12 protein-coding genes and 1 pseudogene are annotated in these 13892 nt (G+C 69.4%); 4 read left to right on the top strand and 9 right to left on the bottom strand.

Going from position 1 to position 13892, the window contains the following annotated elements; all coding sequences use genetic code 11:
• Positions 1-42: 42 nt before the first annotated feature.
• Entirely contained in the window at positions 43-1047 is a 1005-nt protein-coding gene (locus tag ACZ7M3_RS47310; RefSeq protein ID WP_472072222.1) for a zinc-binding dehydrogenase, read from the top strand.
• 220 nt (positions 1048-1267) lie between these two features.
• On the opposite strand, the gene ACZ7M3_RS47305 is transcribed toward ACZ7M3_RS47310, so the two are convergent.
• Complete coding sequence (locus ACZ7M3_RS47305) at positions 1268-1903, bottom strand: TetR/AcrR family transcriptional regulator (RefSeq protein ID WP_472072220.1); 636 nt, start codon at positions 1901-1903, stop codon at positions 1268-1270.
• A gap of 282 nt (positions 1904-2185) precedes the next feature.
• Here ACZ7M3_RS47305 and ACZ7M3_RS47300 point away from each other — a divergent pair, with 282 nt between their 5' ends.
• Together ACZ7M3_RS47300 and ACZ7M3_RS47295 are read left to right on the top strand one after the other, a co-directional pair.
• Positions 2186-2461, top strand: a complete 276-nt coding sequence (locus tag ACZ7M3_RS47300) for a hypothetical protein (RefSeq protein WP_472072218.1) — start codon at positions 2186-2188, stop codon at positions 2459-2461.
• Between the two features lie 140 nt (positions 2462-2601).
• Positions 2602-4392 (top strand): annotated as a pseudogene (locus ACZ7M3_RS47295) (PHP domain-containing protein); the annotation flags it as partial.
• 105 nt (positions 4393-4497) lie between these two features.
• Here the strand turns inward: ACZ7M3_RS47295 and ACZ7M3_RS47290 are convergent.
• From ACZ7M3_RS47290 to ACZ7M3_RS47255, 8 genes are all read right to left on the bottom strand, one after another.
• On the bottom strand, positions 4498-5154 hold the full coding sequence (locus tag ACZ7M3_RS47290) for a response regulator (protein ID WP_472072313.1): 657 nt from the start codon (positions 5152-5154) through the stop codon (positions 4498-4500).
• Entirely contained in the window at positions 5151-6470 is a 1320-nt protein-coding gene (locus tag ACZ7M3_RS47285) for a sensor histidine kinase (protein WP_472072216.1), read from the bottom strand. Before ACZ7M3_RS47285 ends, ACZ7M3_RS47290 begins: the two co-directional genes overlap by 4 nt.
• Before the next feature lie 137 nt (positions 6471-6607).
• A complete protein-coding gene (locus tag ACZ7M3_RS47280; RefSeq protein ID WP_472072214.1) occupies positions 6608-9154 on the bottom strand; it encodes an MMPL family transporter in 2547 nt (848 codons plus the stop codon).
• Positions 9155-9362: 208 nt separating this feature from the next.
• Complete coding sequence (locus ACZ7M3_RS47275; RefSeq protein WP_472072212.1) at positions 9363-9758, bottom strand: hypothetical protein; 396 nt, start codon at positions 9756-9758, stop codon at positions 9363-9365.
• Between the two features lie 177 nt (positions 9759-9935).
• Positions 9936-10304, bottom strand: a complete 369-nt coding sequence (locus ACZ7M3_RS47270) for a hypothetical protein (protein WP_472072210.1) — start codon at positions 10302-10304, stop codon at positions 9936-9938.
• Positions 10305-10646: 342 nt separating this feature from the next.
• Positions 10647-11333, bottom strand: coding sequence for a Rossmann-fold NAD(P)-binding domain-containing protein (locus tag ACZ7M3_RS47265; protein ID WP_472072208.1), 687 nt, complete (start codon positions 11331-11333; stop codon positions 10647-10649).
• Positions 11330-12058, bottom strand: coding sequence for a DUF998 domain-containing protein (locus ACZ7M3_RS47260; protein ID WP_472072206.1), 729 nt, complete (start codon positions 12056-12058; stop codon positions 11330-11332). Before ACZ7M3_RS47260 ends, ACZ7M3_RS47265 begins: the two co-directional genes overlap by 4 nt.
• 62 nt (positions 12059-12120) lie before the next feature.
• The gene (locus ACZ7M3_RS47255; RefSeq protein WP_472072204.1) at positions 12121-13032 is read right to left on the bottom strand and encodes an SDR family oxidoreductase; all 912 of its coding nucleotides are present in this window, start codon (positions 13030-13032) and stop codon (positions 12121-12123) included.
• Between the two features lie 99 nt (positions 13033-13131).
• Here ACZ7M3_RS47255 and ACZ7M3_RS47250 point away from each other — a divergent pair, with 99 nt between their 5' ends.
• Positions 13132-13821 carry a TetR/AcrR family transcriptional regulator gene (locus ACZ7M3_RS47250; protein WP_472072202.1) on the top strand — a complete coding sequence of 230 codons (690 nt, stop codon included), beginning with the start codon at positions 13132-13134 and terminating at the stop codon, positions 13819-13821.
• Positions 13822-13892: the final 71 nt, after the last annotated feature.

Raw genomic sequence — 13892 nt, 5'->3', positions numbered from 1 at the left:
GCCCCGGCCAAGCCCCATGCACACCAGCGCACAGGAGCAATCATGAACCGTCGTGTCGTCTACACCCGCGGCGGGTTGCCCGCCGACGTCCTGACCGTCATCGAGGAGCCCGAGCCGGAAACGCCTGCGCACGGTCAGGTCCTCATCCGCACCACAGCCTTCCCCATCCACCGTGGTGATCTCCTAGCCGTCGAGGCCTACCCCGGGACGGCACCTGAGCCGGTTCCAGTCGGTGTGGAGGCCACCGGCGTGGTCGAGGCCATCGGCCCGGATACGCGCGTGGCTCCGGGCGTCGAGGTCGGCGGCCGTGTAACCGTCTTTCCCCTGCCGGGGGGATGGTCACAGTGGATCCTGGCGGACGCCGAGATTGTTGTCCCCGTGCCTGATGAGCTGTCGGACGAGGTCGCCGCGCAGATGCTGACGAACCCGCTCACCGCGGTGATGCTGCGCCGTGAGGCGGAGCAGCACCTGGCCTTGGGATACGACGGATATTTGGTGCAGGCCGCCGCTGGCTCGTCGGTCGGGCGGCTGGTAACGGGCGTGATGCAGTACCACAACGTGGGCCTGGTCAACGTCGTCCGCAGTGACCGCGGTGCCGCCGAACTGCGCAAGCGGTTCCCGGACGTCCCAGTCGTGGCGACAGAGAATCCGGGCTGGGCCGACGAGGTCCGCAAGGCAGCCGGCAGCCGCCCGCTCAGTGTGGCCTTCGACCCTGTCGGCGGAAAGCTGACGGAAAGCCTTCTAGAGCTGTTGGCGCCGGGCGGCAGGCTGGTCATTTACGGGGAACTCGCCGAGGAGCGGATCTCGGTGCATGCGTCCACTCTGCTCTACCAGTCGTTGACGGTGCGGGGCGCGAACCTGGGCCGGTGGCTGTTGGAGGCATCCGCCGAGAGGCGGGCATCGGACGCGGTCGCCGCGACGCTGATCGCGCTGGCGTTCAAGGACCAGTTCGACGTGGCCGCTACGTACGACCTCGGCGAGCTGGCCACCGCCGTGAAACACGCGGTGCAGCCCGGCAAGGTCGGCACCGTACTCATCCGCCCCTAGCAGCCGCCGCTACGTCAGTCATGGAAGCGAGGAAGCCATGATGACCGTGGACGACGTCCGGGAGCTGGCGCTCTCTTTCGCCGGAGTCAGCGAGTCGCGTCCGTTCGCCCCGGACCGCGTGGTGTTCAAGACAGCGGCGAACAACAAGGGTGTTTGCCATCCTCAGTGGCCACGAGTTCCCGGACGACCAAGTGACAGTCAAGGCCGAAACAGGACCGGGTCACGGCGCTGAACGGTCCTCCCGCCGATCCGGCGCCGGCTCGCTCGTGGACATGCGGGGAAGAAGGGTCAAGGCCTGCTCGGCAGCGCCGATGACAACCTCCGCTGCGGCTCCCGCCCTGCCCAGGGCCTCCAGTCCCCGCAGCACAGCCAGGAGAAGGCTTGCGAGACCGTCCGTGTCCGCTTCGGCATCCAACGAGCCCTCCTCCTGGGCCCGGGCGAGGCAGTCCGACAGCTCGCTGTGCATACCGCGGACAGTGGCAGCAGTCCGCTCGGCGACGGTCTTGTCGACGGCGGCGAGTTCCGTGGCGCTCCTGGCCATCATGCAGCCGCGCCGCTCCACGTCCCTGCTCATCGCTTCGGAGACGTCGCACACAAAGCGTTCCAGCTGCGGGAGGGCCGGTCCCGGGCCGCGCAGAGCCGAACGCCAGGCTCCGATCGCGTCACTGTTGTAGCTGTCCAGAGCCTGTAGGAACAGGGCGTGCTTGTCTCCGAAGGCCCCGTACAGGCTTCCGCGTCCCAAGCCCGTGACGGCGCTCAGATCGTCGATGGAGGTTCGGTCGTAACCGTGGGACCAGAACTGGTCGCGAGCAGCCCGAACAACTTCCTCGTCGTCAAACTGCCGAGGCCGGGACATGAGAAAACTGTACGCCGTGTACGGGGCATTACGGGGCGAAGACAGGACAGTACGAGCCTGTTTCGAGGCTTGCGAACATCGGCTCGCCCGAACGGCCAAGCTTGTACTGCCCGCGCCGCTCGCCCTCAGAAGGGCACCCCGGGAACCCCTATGACCAGGGCTGATGCGTTCTCACGTGGCGAGATGAGAAGTTCACCCTGGTGTGGTGCACAGTGGCCGATGTGCCCGACTGGAAATGACGAACGCGACTCCTGATGATCAAGGTTCTCAAAGCCAAAGATCATGAACAGGGGTCGCGTTCGCGCGCCATCTTCCCTGATCGACGCCCTCGCACGCCACCACGGGGACGTTGACCTTCCATGCCCGCTCATCGAACTTCCCGGCCTGAGCGCCCTGGCTGACGTACTGGACCAGGTGCCCGACCCGAGCCGGGTCCGAGGCCGCCGCTACCGGATCGGCTCCCTGCTCGCCCTGCGCCTGGTCGCCGTCCTCAGTGGCACCAGATCCGTGGCCGCCATCGCCCGCTTCACGTCACACGGGCGTGTCCTGGGCCGCTGATTCAAGGCCGTCCGCTTCTTGCGGCTGCTGCAGGGCGTGGGACAGCATCAAGTCACCCGTTCGCACGCTTGTACGATTTCGAGTTGTGGTGGATACCTGGAGAGGACACAGGTCAGGGAGGGGCACGCGAGAGACGGGAGGTGCGAAGCCGTGGATTTACTCATCTGCGCGTCGCCTCCGGTTACTCGGCCCGCTACGGCGCCTCGCTCCCCCACACACTTGTGCAGCGTGCTGCCGAGCGCGGGATGACGACGCTCGCGCTGACCGACCGGGACACCGTCGCGGGCACGGTCCGCTTCGCCAAGGCCGCAGCCGCCGCCGGCATCCGCCCCGTCTTCGGTGTCGACGTCGCCGTCGCCCCCATCACCCCGTCCGACCCGACGGCCGGTCGGCCGCGTACGCCCGCACGCGGCAGCGCCCACGTGGCGGAACCGCCGCTGCGGATCACTCTGCTCGCGCAGACCCCGGCCGGGTGGGCACGGCTGTGCCGCCTCGTGTCCGCCGCGCACGCCGAGGCGAACGGAGGCCTGCCGGTCGTGTCCTGGCCGGTGCTGCGCGAGTACGCCGACCGGGACCTGGTCGTGCTGCTCGGTCCGGCGTCCGAGGCGGTACGGGCCCTGTCCACGGGCCGAATCGACGTCGCCGAGCAGCTGCTCGTGCCGTGGCGGGAGCTGGCCGGGCCGCGCCTGGAGGCCGTGTATCTGGGCCGTGAGGGAACCGCTCCGGGATCGCTGCGGCTGGCCGCGCGGACCGTGGGCCTGGCCGACCAGCTGGGTGTGCCGGTGGTACTGACCAACACGGTCCGCTACGCCGACCCCGCTCAGCACCGGCTCGCCGACGTGCTCGATGCGGCGCGGCTGCTGCGGCCCATCGACCGCCAGTACCTGGACGGCGGCGAACGCTGGCTGAAGGACCCGGCCGCGATGACGGCGGCCGCCGAGCGGATCGCCCAGGCCGTCGCCGGCGACCGCAACCGGGGCGCGCGTCTGCTGGCCGAGACGGAGGCGACTGGCCAGTCCTGCGCGCTCACCCCAGCCGATCTCGGGCTGGGGCGGCCGCACTTTCCCGAGCCGTCCGTCGTCGGGGCAGGACCGGAGCCCGGTTCGGCGATGCGGCTGCTGCGGCAGCGGTGCGACTCCGGCATGCTCGCCCAGGGCCTGGACACCGACGAGGGCGCCGTGCGGCAGCTCGGCTACGAGCTCGACGTGATCGGCCGCTTGGGCTTCGAGGGCTATTTACTGGCCGTGGCGCAGGTCGTGGCGGATGTACGGGCGATGGGAATCCGGGTCGCCGCGCGTGGCGCCGGCGCCGGGTCCATGGTCAACCACAGTCTGTTCGTGGCCACGGCCAATCCGCTCGAGCACCGGCTGCTGTTCGAACGTTTTCTGAGCGAGCGGCGGACCTCGCTTCCGGACATCGACCTGGATGTGGAGTCGGCCCGGCGCCTGGACGTCTACGACAAGATCATCGAAAGGTTCGGGCGTGATCGGGTCGCGGTCACCGGCATGCCCGAGACCTACCGGGCCCGCCACACCCTGCGCGACACCGGCCTCGCCCTCGGACTGGCCCCGCAGGTCGTGGACGAGATCGCCAAGTCGTTCCCGCACATCCGCGCGCACGACATCCGCGGAGCCCTGGCCGAGCTGCCGGAACTGCGCCAACTTGCCGCTCGGGCGGGGGAGTTCGAGCCGCTGTGGGAGCTGGCCGAGGGCTTGGACGCGCTGCCCCGCGGCTACGCCATGCACCCCTGCTGCGTCATCCTGTCCGACGCAAGTCTGCTGGAGCGGCTGCCCGTGCAACCCACCCCGGGCGGCTACCCGATGGTGCAAGCCGACAAGGAGGACGTCGAAGACCTCGGACTGCTCAAGCTCGACGTCCTGGGGGTGCGGATGCAGTCGGCGATGGCGCACGCCGTCACCGAGATCCGCCGCCCATGCCGGTTCGTGTCAACGGTCCGATCGCTGTGTCCTGTTCGTCGTCGTAGGTGCTCGGCTGCGGGACTTGGTTGGTGCGAGGGGAGCGGTGTGGGGGACGGTTCAGGCGGGGCGTACGAGGCCGGTGTCGTAGGCGAAGATCACGGCCTGGACGCGGTCGCGGGCTTCGATCTTGGTGAAGATGCGGCTGAGGTGGGACTTGACGGTGGACTCGGCGAGGTGGAGGCGGTCGGCGATCTCGCTGTTGGTCCAGCCGGAGGCGACGGCGGTGAGGACCTCGCGTTCGCGTTCGGTCAGGTCGGCGAGGCGGCTCTGCTGTTGCGGGGATTGGCCGGGAAGGCGGTCACTGAATGCGTCGATGAGCTTGCGAGTCAGGCCTGGGGAGATGACGGCGTCACCGGAGGCCACTGCACGGATGCCGGCGACGAGTTCCTCGGGCTGTGCGTCCTTGAGGAGGAAGCCGCTGGCGCCGGCGCGGAGGGCTTCGTAGGCGTATTCGTCGAGGTCGAAGGTGGTCAGGACCAGGATGCGGGAGCGGCCGCCGGACTCCACGATGCGGCGGGTGGCCTCGATGCCGTCCATGCCGGGCATGCGGACGTCCATCAGGACGACGTCGGGGCGCAGTGCGGAGGTCATCCGGACCGCCTCGCCGCCGCTTGCGGCCTCTCCGACGACCGTCATGTCGGGGTGCTGCTCCATGAGCATGCTGAAGCCCATGCGCTGCAGGGCCTGGTCGTCGACGATGAGGACGGTGGTCATACGGTGTTCTTCTCCGGGGAGTCGGCGGGCGGGCTGGGACGTAGGAGGGCTTGGACGGTCCAGCCACCCTCGGTATTGGGGCCGGCGGTGACGTTGCCCTGGTAGAGGGCGGCGCGTTCACGCATGCCGAGCAGGCCCCGGCCGCCGCCTGTGGATGGGCGGCCTGTTCCCGACGCGCGGGAGGGGCCGGTGTCCTCGACGGTGATGTGCACCGCGTCGGGCGCTGCAGTGAGGGACACCTGGATCGAGGTGTCGGCGGCGGCGTATTTGACGGCGTTGGTGAGGGCTTCCTGGATGATGCGGTAGACGGAGAGCTGGAGGCCCGGGGCCAGGCCGGTGAGGTCACCTTGGGTGTCCAGGGCGACGGTGGGACCGGCACTGCGGATCCGTTCCAGGAGGGGGGCGAGGTCTGCGAGGCTGGGCTGAGGGGCCAGCGGGGCGCCGGCCGTACGGTTCCCCTCCTTGTTGTCCTCGCCGTCGTCGCTGATGACGGCGAGCAGGCGGCGTAGTTCGGCCAGGGCGTCGCGGCCGCTGGCACTGATGATGCGCAGAGTCTGGGCACCCCGTTCGGGTTTGGCCTCGGTGAGTCCGGCGGCGCCGTCGGCGAGGCCGACGATGACGGCGAGGGTGTGGCCGAGGATGTCGTGCATCTCGCGGGAGACGCGGGCACGTTCCTGTGCGGTGGCCAGGCGGGCCTGCTGGTCTCGTTCCCTCTTCAGGACGTCGATGTAGGCGTAGGCCAGGCGCGCAAAGAGGCCCAGCGTGGCGAACGAGGCCATGGCTGCCATCGCCATCAGGGTGATGACCTCGGGGCGCGTGGCGTATGCCAGTTGGCCACCGCGCCAGAAGAAGTGGGCCCAGGCGGCGAGTTGCACGGTGGTGATGCCGATGGCTGCGGCCACCTGGCGTGGGGTGCAGAAGCGGCCGACGTTGAACAGGGCGACGACCCGGGCGCATTCGGCACCGGTCAGGACGCCGAAGGGGATGGCCGCGATGGAGGCGGCGGTGGTGAGGGCGAAGACGAGCATGGGCCTGCGTTCGCGCCACAGCAGAGGGATGGTGAAGGCGAGGATGAGCGGCAGCTTGGGGTCGCCGACGTTGTAGGGGTTGAGGAAGGTGTCGGCGCCGGCCAGGGTGCACAGGACCGGGACACCCCACCGTCGGATCCGGGGATGGGCCCGGTCGGCGCGCCGCCAGGCGGCCAGTCGGGCGATGACCGACACGATCACGCTCTGTTCGGGGTCGCCGGTCAGGGTTGCCAGAAGGCGGCTTTCCTCGGGGCGGGGGGTGGGAGCGGGGGCGCTCGGTGGAGTCACGGTGCACCCTTCGTGGTCTTGGGGCCGTTCGCCGGTCCGGGGGGAACGGACCGGCGAACGGGGCGTTGGCTACCGTCTTCCGGCGGGGTGCCGGTGAAGGACGGTCGGATGGCAGCTGTCGCTGCGGCCGGTCGGCGTCAGTTGTTCTCGGTGGGCTTCCTCCGCCGCCTCCTCGTGCCCGGTACCTGGTCGTCGGTCGGGTCGGGGGAGGTGGCGTCGCTGCCACGTGTGAAACGCTGCTTGAGCTGGGACAGTCCTCGTATTTTGCCCCGGGTCTGCGGTTGACGCGGCGGCGTCTGGGTCTCCCCCGGCGTTTCGCCGTACGTCTGACGGTTCGGGCTCCCGGGCAGCCTGCGAGCCCGCCCGCGGTGATGCCGGGGTATCGGCGACCCGGAGGATGCCGCGCCCGGGCCGCGGGAGCCGGCGTCGAGGTTGGACGGGGCGCTGCTGTGTTCCATGCTGCTGTGAGTTGTGGCGGCTACGCCGGCCAGGACGGGCTCGGGCACGGTGCTCGCCTGCTGGGCGGCCAGCGCGTGGCGCAGCTTCTCGCCCTCGACGTCCACGTTCGGCATGACCCGGTCGAGCCAGCCGGGCAGAGCCCAGGCACGGCGGCCGAGGAGGGCCATGACGGCGGGCACGATGGTCATGCGGACGACGAAGGCGTCGAAGAGCACCGCGGAGGCGAGCCCGAGGCCGATGGACTTGATGAGCGCCGCGTCGTCGAGGAGGAAGCCGGAGAACACGGAGATCATGATGATCGCGGCGGCGGTTACGACGCGGGCGCTGTGCCTGAAGCCCTGGACGATCGCCTTCGTGGGGTCGGCTCCGTGGACGTACTCCTCGCGCATGCGGGTGACGAGGAAGACCTCGTAGTCCATGGCGAGTCCGAAGACGACGCCGATCAGCAGGATGGGCAGCATGCTGACGATGGGGCCGGTCTGGTCGATGCCGAAGAGGTCCTTGAGCCAGCCCCACTGGAAGACCGCTACCAGCAGGCCGAGGGTGGCGACCACGCTGAGGAGGAAGCCGAGGGCGGCCTTGAGCGGGACCAGGATCGAGCGGAAGACGAGCAGCAGGAGGATCAGGGCCATGCCGACGACGATGGCCAGGTAGGGAATGAGGGCCTGGGACAGCTTGGCGGAGACGTCGATGTTGACGGCGGTGAAGCCGGTGACCATCAAAGTGGCACCGGTGTCCTTGTGCAGAGCAGCGCTCTGGCCGCGGATGGAGCCCACCAGGTCCTTGGTGGCCTGACTCGTCGGGGCACTCTTCGGCATGGCGCCGATCAGGGCCACGTCGCCGGCCTTGTTGAAGGCGGCGTCGCTCATGCCGGCGACGTCGTCCAGCTTGCCCAGCAGCGTGGTGGCTTCCTTGGCAGCGGCCTTCGGGTCGTCACTGCCGCGCGCGTCGACGACCACGGTGAGCGGGCCGTTGAAGCCGGGCCCGAAGCCCTTGCTGAGGGTGTCGTACGCGACGCGCTGGGTGCTTCCCGGCGGCTTCATGCTGTCGTCGGGCAGGGCCAGGCGAAGCGACGTGGCGGGGAGCGCGAGCAGCCCGAGGCCGACGACCGAGACCGCGAGGACCTTGACCGGGTTGCGGGTGACGAACTTCGCCCAGCGCACGCCCATCGCATCACCCTCGCCGCGCTCCAGGGCCTTCATATGGCGGGTCGACAGCCGGTTACTCGTGATCCGCTTGCCGGCGAAGCCGAGCACGGCGGGCAGCAGAGTCAGCGCGATCACCACGGCGACGGCCACCGCGAAGGCGGACGCCAGACCCATCGAGGTCAGCGAGTGGATGCCGATGACGCTCAGACCGCTCAGTGCGACGATCACGGTCAGGCCGGCGAAGACGACCGCCGAGCCCGCGGTGCCCAGGGCCCGTCCGATCGCGTCCTCCGGTTGGTGGCCGTCGCGGATCTCGTTGCGGTAGCGGGAGACAATGAACAGGGCGTAGTCGATGGCGACGGCCAGTCCCAGCATCAGAGCCAGGGTGGTTGCCTGCGAGGCCATGTCGAAGAACTGAGTGGCGATGGTGAGCGACAGAATGGCGATGCCCACGCCCACGATCGCGGTGAGCAGGGGCAGCCCGGCCGCGATGAGAGAGCCGAAGGTGATCACCAGGGCGACCGCGGCGACCGCGAGGCCGATCAGCTCGGCGAGCTGGTTGGAGGAGGTGTCCTTGACGGCATTCCCGCCCAGACTGACGGTCAGCCCGGCCTTCTCGCCCTGCGCGACGACCTCGGCCTGTACGTCGTGTGCGGCGGAGCTGACGTCGGCCTGGGCGACCTTGTAGGAGACCTGCGTATAGGCGATGGTGCCGGACCTGCTGGGGCCGTCGGTGAAGGGGTCGGAGACACTCGACACCTGCGGCGACTTGGTCAGCTTGGCCACCAGGGACTGGATCTCGGTCTTGTTGGCGGCCGAGGTCAGCTTCTGTCCGGCTGGTGCCTCAAAGACGATTCGCGCGGTGGCGCCGTCGGCGGACGCCTGCGGGAACTCCTTTTGCAGCAGGTCGATCGCCTGCTGGGACTGGGTGCCAGGAAGACTCAGGCCCTCGGACGTGGAGCCGGACGAGTTCACGGCGCCGATACCGACGGCGGCCAGGACGACAATCCACAACGTCAGGAAGAGGCGTCGTCGCCGGAACGCCAGCCGGCCGAGCCGGTACAGGAAGGTGGCCACGGATTACTCCCACCAGGAGAAGAGGTCATTGCGTGAGCTGGGGCCTGACTGACCCGTGATCTCAAGCTAGGAGCGGATCCGGGTACGCTGTGCCCCCTGCGGTTCCCATTCCGGCGCAGCCCTTTAGTACTACGGGACTAACGCCTGTCATCCTCGGGGCTCGGTGACCTGCGTTGCGTCCCGGCCAGGGAGGGGCATTGCCCGGCCTTCATGGGTTGTCGTCGCCTCCGCCCGGGCCCGTTGCCGCCGCCTTCGCCGCAACCTCCGTGCGCACGTTGGCCACCCAGGCCCGGTCGGTGTCCAGCCGTGCCATCCCGTAGTCGAGCACCCGGCGGCTCCACGGCTCCGTCCGCGACGACGCGAGTCTGGCAACGTTCTCCCGTTTGCGGGCCAGATTGCGGTCCTGGGCGTCCAGGATCCGGAGCTGTTCCTCAGGGGTGAGCCAGCCGAAGTTCACCACCCGCGCCATGAACTCCCGCCCGTTGTCGGCGGTGTCCTCCGGCAGTTCGGCCAGCATGTCGTGCAGCGGCACACGGCCGACGCCAGTGATCGAGTAGACGTGCCGGGGCGGTGTTCCCTCATGCTCCTCGGCGCGTCGGGACACGGTCTCCGCCGCCACGAACCGGCGCAGCCGGGGGTAGAGGGAGTTTGTTCGACAGCGTGTGACCCGTCGCTGCCTCGATCTCCTGGCGCAGTTCGTAGCCGTGCCTCGGTCCCCGCGCAAGCTCCGCCAAAAGGAGGATGTCGATCCACATGCTGCAAGGTTGGGGGCCGGTCGAGTTCATGACGTGATCATGAACAGTCGGTGACGCAGGTCCGCATGGGTGACCGTGAGCCCAATGACCAGCAGAGCCCACGTGGGTGCGCCGACCGCGGTGTGGACGCTGTCGATGAGTGCGCCACCAAGACCGTGTCCGGCGGCGCCATATCCTTGATCGCCGAGCAGGACGACGCTGATGGCGCCGAAAGCCAGGCTCAAGGCTGCCTCGAAGGCGACCGTCACCACTGCGAGGGCGGCCCACCGGGCGAGGGCCCGTCCAGGTCGCCGGTGCCTGAGGGCGAACGAGTGGATGAGCAGGCGGCGGCTGTGCTCGAACAGGACGGGGAAGCTGAACATGGACAGCGCGAACAGCAGGTAGATCCCCGGCACGACGAACGCGTAGAGCCCGCCGAGGAGCAGCAGAGCACCGCAGGCAGGACGGCGGTCAGTGGGACGGCCGCGGGGTCACCCAGGGCGGCGATGACGTCAGGGAGCGAGCGGGTGGTGCGGTAGCCGGCGGCCTCGGTGAGGCCCCATGCGAGTTCCACGGCCGCCAGCGGGATCGCGGCCGAGACCCCGGTAACGAAAAGAGCTGGACGCCAACTACCCCTGGCCACACCGAAGATGGTGCTCATCCACGAGCGAAGCGTGGGGGCAGGCGGAGCGAGCTGCTCAGCATGACCAGCCAGATCGACGGGGCCGGACGCAGGAATCTGCACCGAGCGTCCGCTGTCATTCATGCTTGCCCGCCAGGGTCGCCACGGTGACGATGTCGCGGTTCTCCAGGACGTGGCGGGCGTAGCCGCGGCGGGCGAGGTGCAGTGCGACTTGGCCGAGCTGCGCGGTGCTGGTCATGAGGCGGGGCGAGAGCCGGAGTAGCCGCAGCAGCGGGACGAGCGGGGTGACGAGGGTGTTGGCCCACCGGTAGACCGCGGTCTTGGATCGTTGATCGTGGGAGGGCTGGACGAATCCGGGGCGCAGTGCGTACCCGTTGGGGAAGGTGGCGATGACCGCGTTCTCGGTGCCGCCCTTGACTCTGGCCCAGCGGCTGCGGCGTTGCTCGGTGCTGTCGGTGCCGCCGCCGGAGACGTAGACGAACGTCAGCTCCGGGTTGACCGCGGCGAGGGTGCGCGCCGCGGCCACGGTGTAGTCGTGGGTGATGCGTTCGTAGTCCTGCGGGCTCAGGCCGGCGGAGGAGACGCCGAGGCCCCAGAGGCAGGCATCCGCTCCGTTCAATTCCCCGGTGATCGCGGTGAAGTCGAGGAAGTCGTGGTGCAGGACCTGCCGTAGTTTCGGGTGCGTCAGGCTCAACGGCGTCCGTCCGACGTTGATGACCTCGGTGACGTCCTCGGACCGCAGGCTCTCCTGGAGGAAGCCGTCGCCGATGAGGCCGCTCCCGCCGAAGACCACTACTTTCATGCTGTGATGCTCCTTTCCTGTCGATGGCACCGGCGCTGTGTCGGTCGCCGTCGTATCGCGGTGAACACGGCGATGCCGACGAGGAGTTCGGCGGCCATGATCGTGTAGACCGACGTGCGTTCGGCGACCGCGACCCCCGTGATGAATCCGGAGGAGGCGACGATCGCCGCCCAGACGAACATGACCAGCACGCTGAGCATCCCGGCGGCTCCCAGGGCGAGGAGCGCAGTGCCGAGGCGCTGGTGTGCTCGCCGCAGGCCAACGCCTGCGGCGACCGCGGCGAGGTTGCCTCCGAAGATCGCGAGCGCGGCGCCGGAGGTGTGCAGAGCGATGGTGCCGTCGGCGACCGCCTCCGGAGAGCCGGGGAAGGTGCCGACCAGCAGCAGGCCGACCCCGGTGACGACGCCAAGGATGCGGACCCGGCGGGCCGGCCGCTTCGCCAGCAGCGGGGCGAGAAGGATCGCGGCGACGGCGAACAGGACGCCGTGGGTGATGAAGGCGGTGTTCATGACCGCGTGCCGCGGAGAGCAGACGGGATGTCCGGCGAGGTCGCCGCAGCTGGGTACGCCCAGGTCGCTGATCGCGTTGAAGCTGTAGCGGTAGGCGGGATGGCTCCAGGCTGCCGCGCTTACTCCTTCCGCAGTGATGTACAGGAGCGGGTTGAGTATGAGCAGGAGGCTCCCGGCGAGAGTTCTCGCGCGGTGCGCGCAGATCTGAGCAGGCATGGTGTCCTGTCGACGGGGTCGTGGTGGCTGACGGGGTGCGGAACGGGCCGGGCTCGTGAGGTTCAGAGACTGGCGGGCACGGAGACGTCGGTGAGCTTCTCGGCTTCGGCCCACAGCCGGGCCGCGACCTGCTTGTCGGCCGCCGTGCGCGGCAGCTTCGCCACGACGGGCGGGCCGACCATGGACCAGCGGGGCCCGTAGTAGGCGGCCTGCTGAGCGTCCGGGTCGGTGGCGGCGCGCAGCAGCGGCTGGGCGCCGCCGGTGGCATCCTGCGAGGGGACCAGGCGGCCGAGGATCTGCAGGAGCAGCGGCGGGCGGCCGCCCATGGTCGGGCCGTTGGCGGCGATGTTGGTGCGGGCGCTGCCCGGGTGTGCGCCGGTGGACAGCAGTGGCCACCCGTTCTGCACGGCCAGGTCGGCCAGGTGCTGGCTCATCAGCAGGTCGGCGAGCTTGGACTGCGCGTAGGCGGGGATCGGCTTGTAGCCCGTGGCCGCGTTGAGGTCGTTGAAGTTGATGGTGCCGCGGGCGGCCTGGCCGCTGCTCATCGTCACCACGCGCGGCGCGGGGGCATTGAGCAGCAGCGGGAGCAGGCGGATGGTGAGGGCAAAGGGGCCCAGGAAGTTGCTGCCGAACTGCAGCTCGAAGCCGTCCTTGGTCTCGTGGCGCACCGGGGGCATCATCACGCCGGCGTTGTTCAGCAGCAGGTCCAGCGGCCTGCCGTCGGCAATCAGTCCGTCGGTGAAGGTGCGGACGGTGTCCAGGTCGGCCAGGTCGAGGTGGCGTACCTCGGTATGGGCGCCGGGGTGGGCGGCGAGGATGTCGCGCTGGGCCTGCTCGCCCTTGGCGACGGTGCGCACAGCGAGGATCACCGTGGCTCCCGCTGCGGCGAGGGCGGTTGCGGCGGCCTTGCCTGTGCCACTGTTCGCGCCGGTGACGACGGCGAGCTTCCCGCGCTGGTCAGGGATCTGGTACATGACGGGCTCCTTTTACGTACTGCCGGTATCTTGTCTCCGTTTCACCGTAACGTACCTCCGGTCACTTAACAAAGTACCGGCGGTATGTAATATAGGGATATGGCCTTTCAGCGAGCACGTACCGACGAGCAGCGCGCCCAGCGGCGCGAGCAGATCCTTGAGGCTGCAGCCGGGATGCTGACCGAGATGCCGGTCGCGCAGCTGAGCCTGAACGAGCTGAGCCGACGCGTCGGACTGGCCAAGGCGAACGTGCTGCGCTACTTCGAGTCGCGGGAGGCCGTCCTGCTCGTCCTGCTCGACGCCGAGGTGAAGGACTGGATCACCGCACTGGAGGCCACCGTGCCGCCCGGCGAGGGCACGCCGCGCGAGCGCGGGGACCATCTCGCCGAGCTCCTGGCCGCCTCCATGGCCGAGCGGCCGGTGCTGTGCGACTTGCTCAGCGCGCAGGCCGCGGTGCTGGAGCACAACATCTCCGCCGAGGTCGCCATCGGCCACAAGCTCGCCGCACGACAGTCCATCGAGACGCTGGTACGACTCGTGCACCGGCACCTGCCGGAGCTCGGCATCGACGGCTCGGTGGCTCTGGTGGAGACCACTCTGCTGATGGCGATGACGGCCTGGCCGTGCAGCCGCCCGTCGGAGGCGGTGCAGGCCGCCTACGCCTCCGACCCGCAACTGGCCGGCATGCGCATCGACTTCACCGACCTGGTACGCCGCACCGCGGCGGTGACCGCCTCCGGTCTCATCACCCGCCAGGAAACGCCGACGTCCACCAGCCCGAGCATCTGAGCACCGATCCATCGTACGAGTGCCTGGCGCGGGCGAATTCGTCCATCGTCCCTGCGGAGTTCTGTGCGCCG

The organism is Streptomyces sp. NPDC111656, from assembly GCF_055656965.1.
The sequence above is the reverse complement of the archived record's forward strand: the minus strand, read 5'-3'. Positions and strand labels throughout refer to the sequence as shown.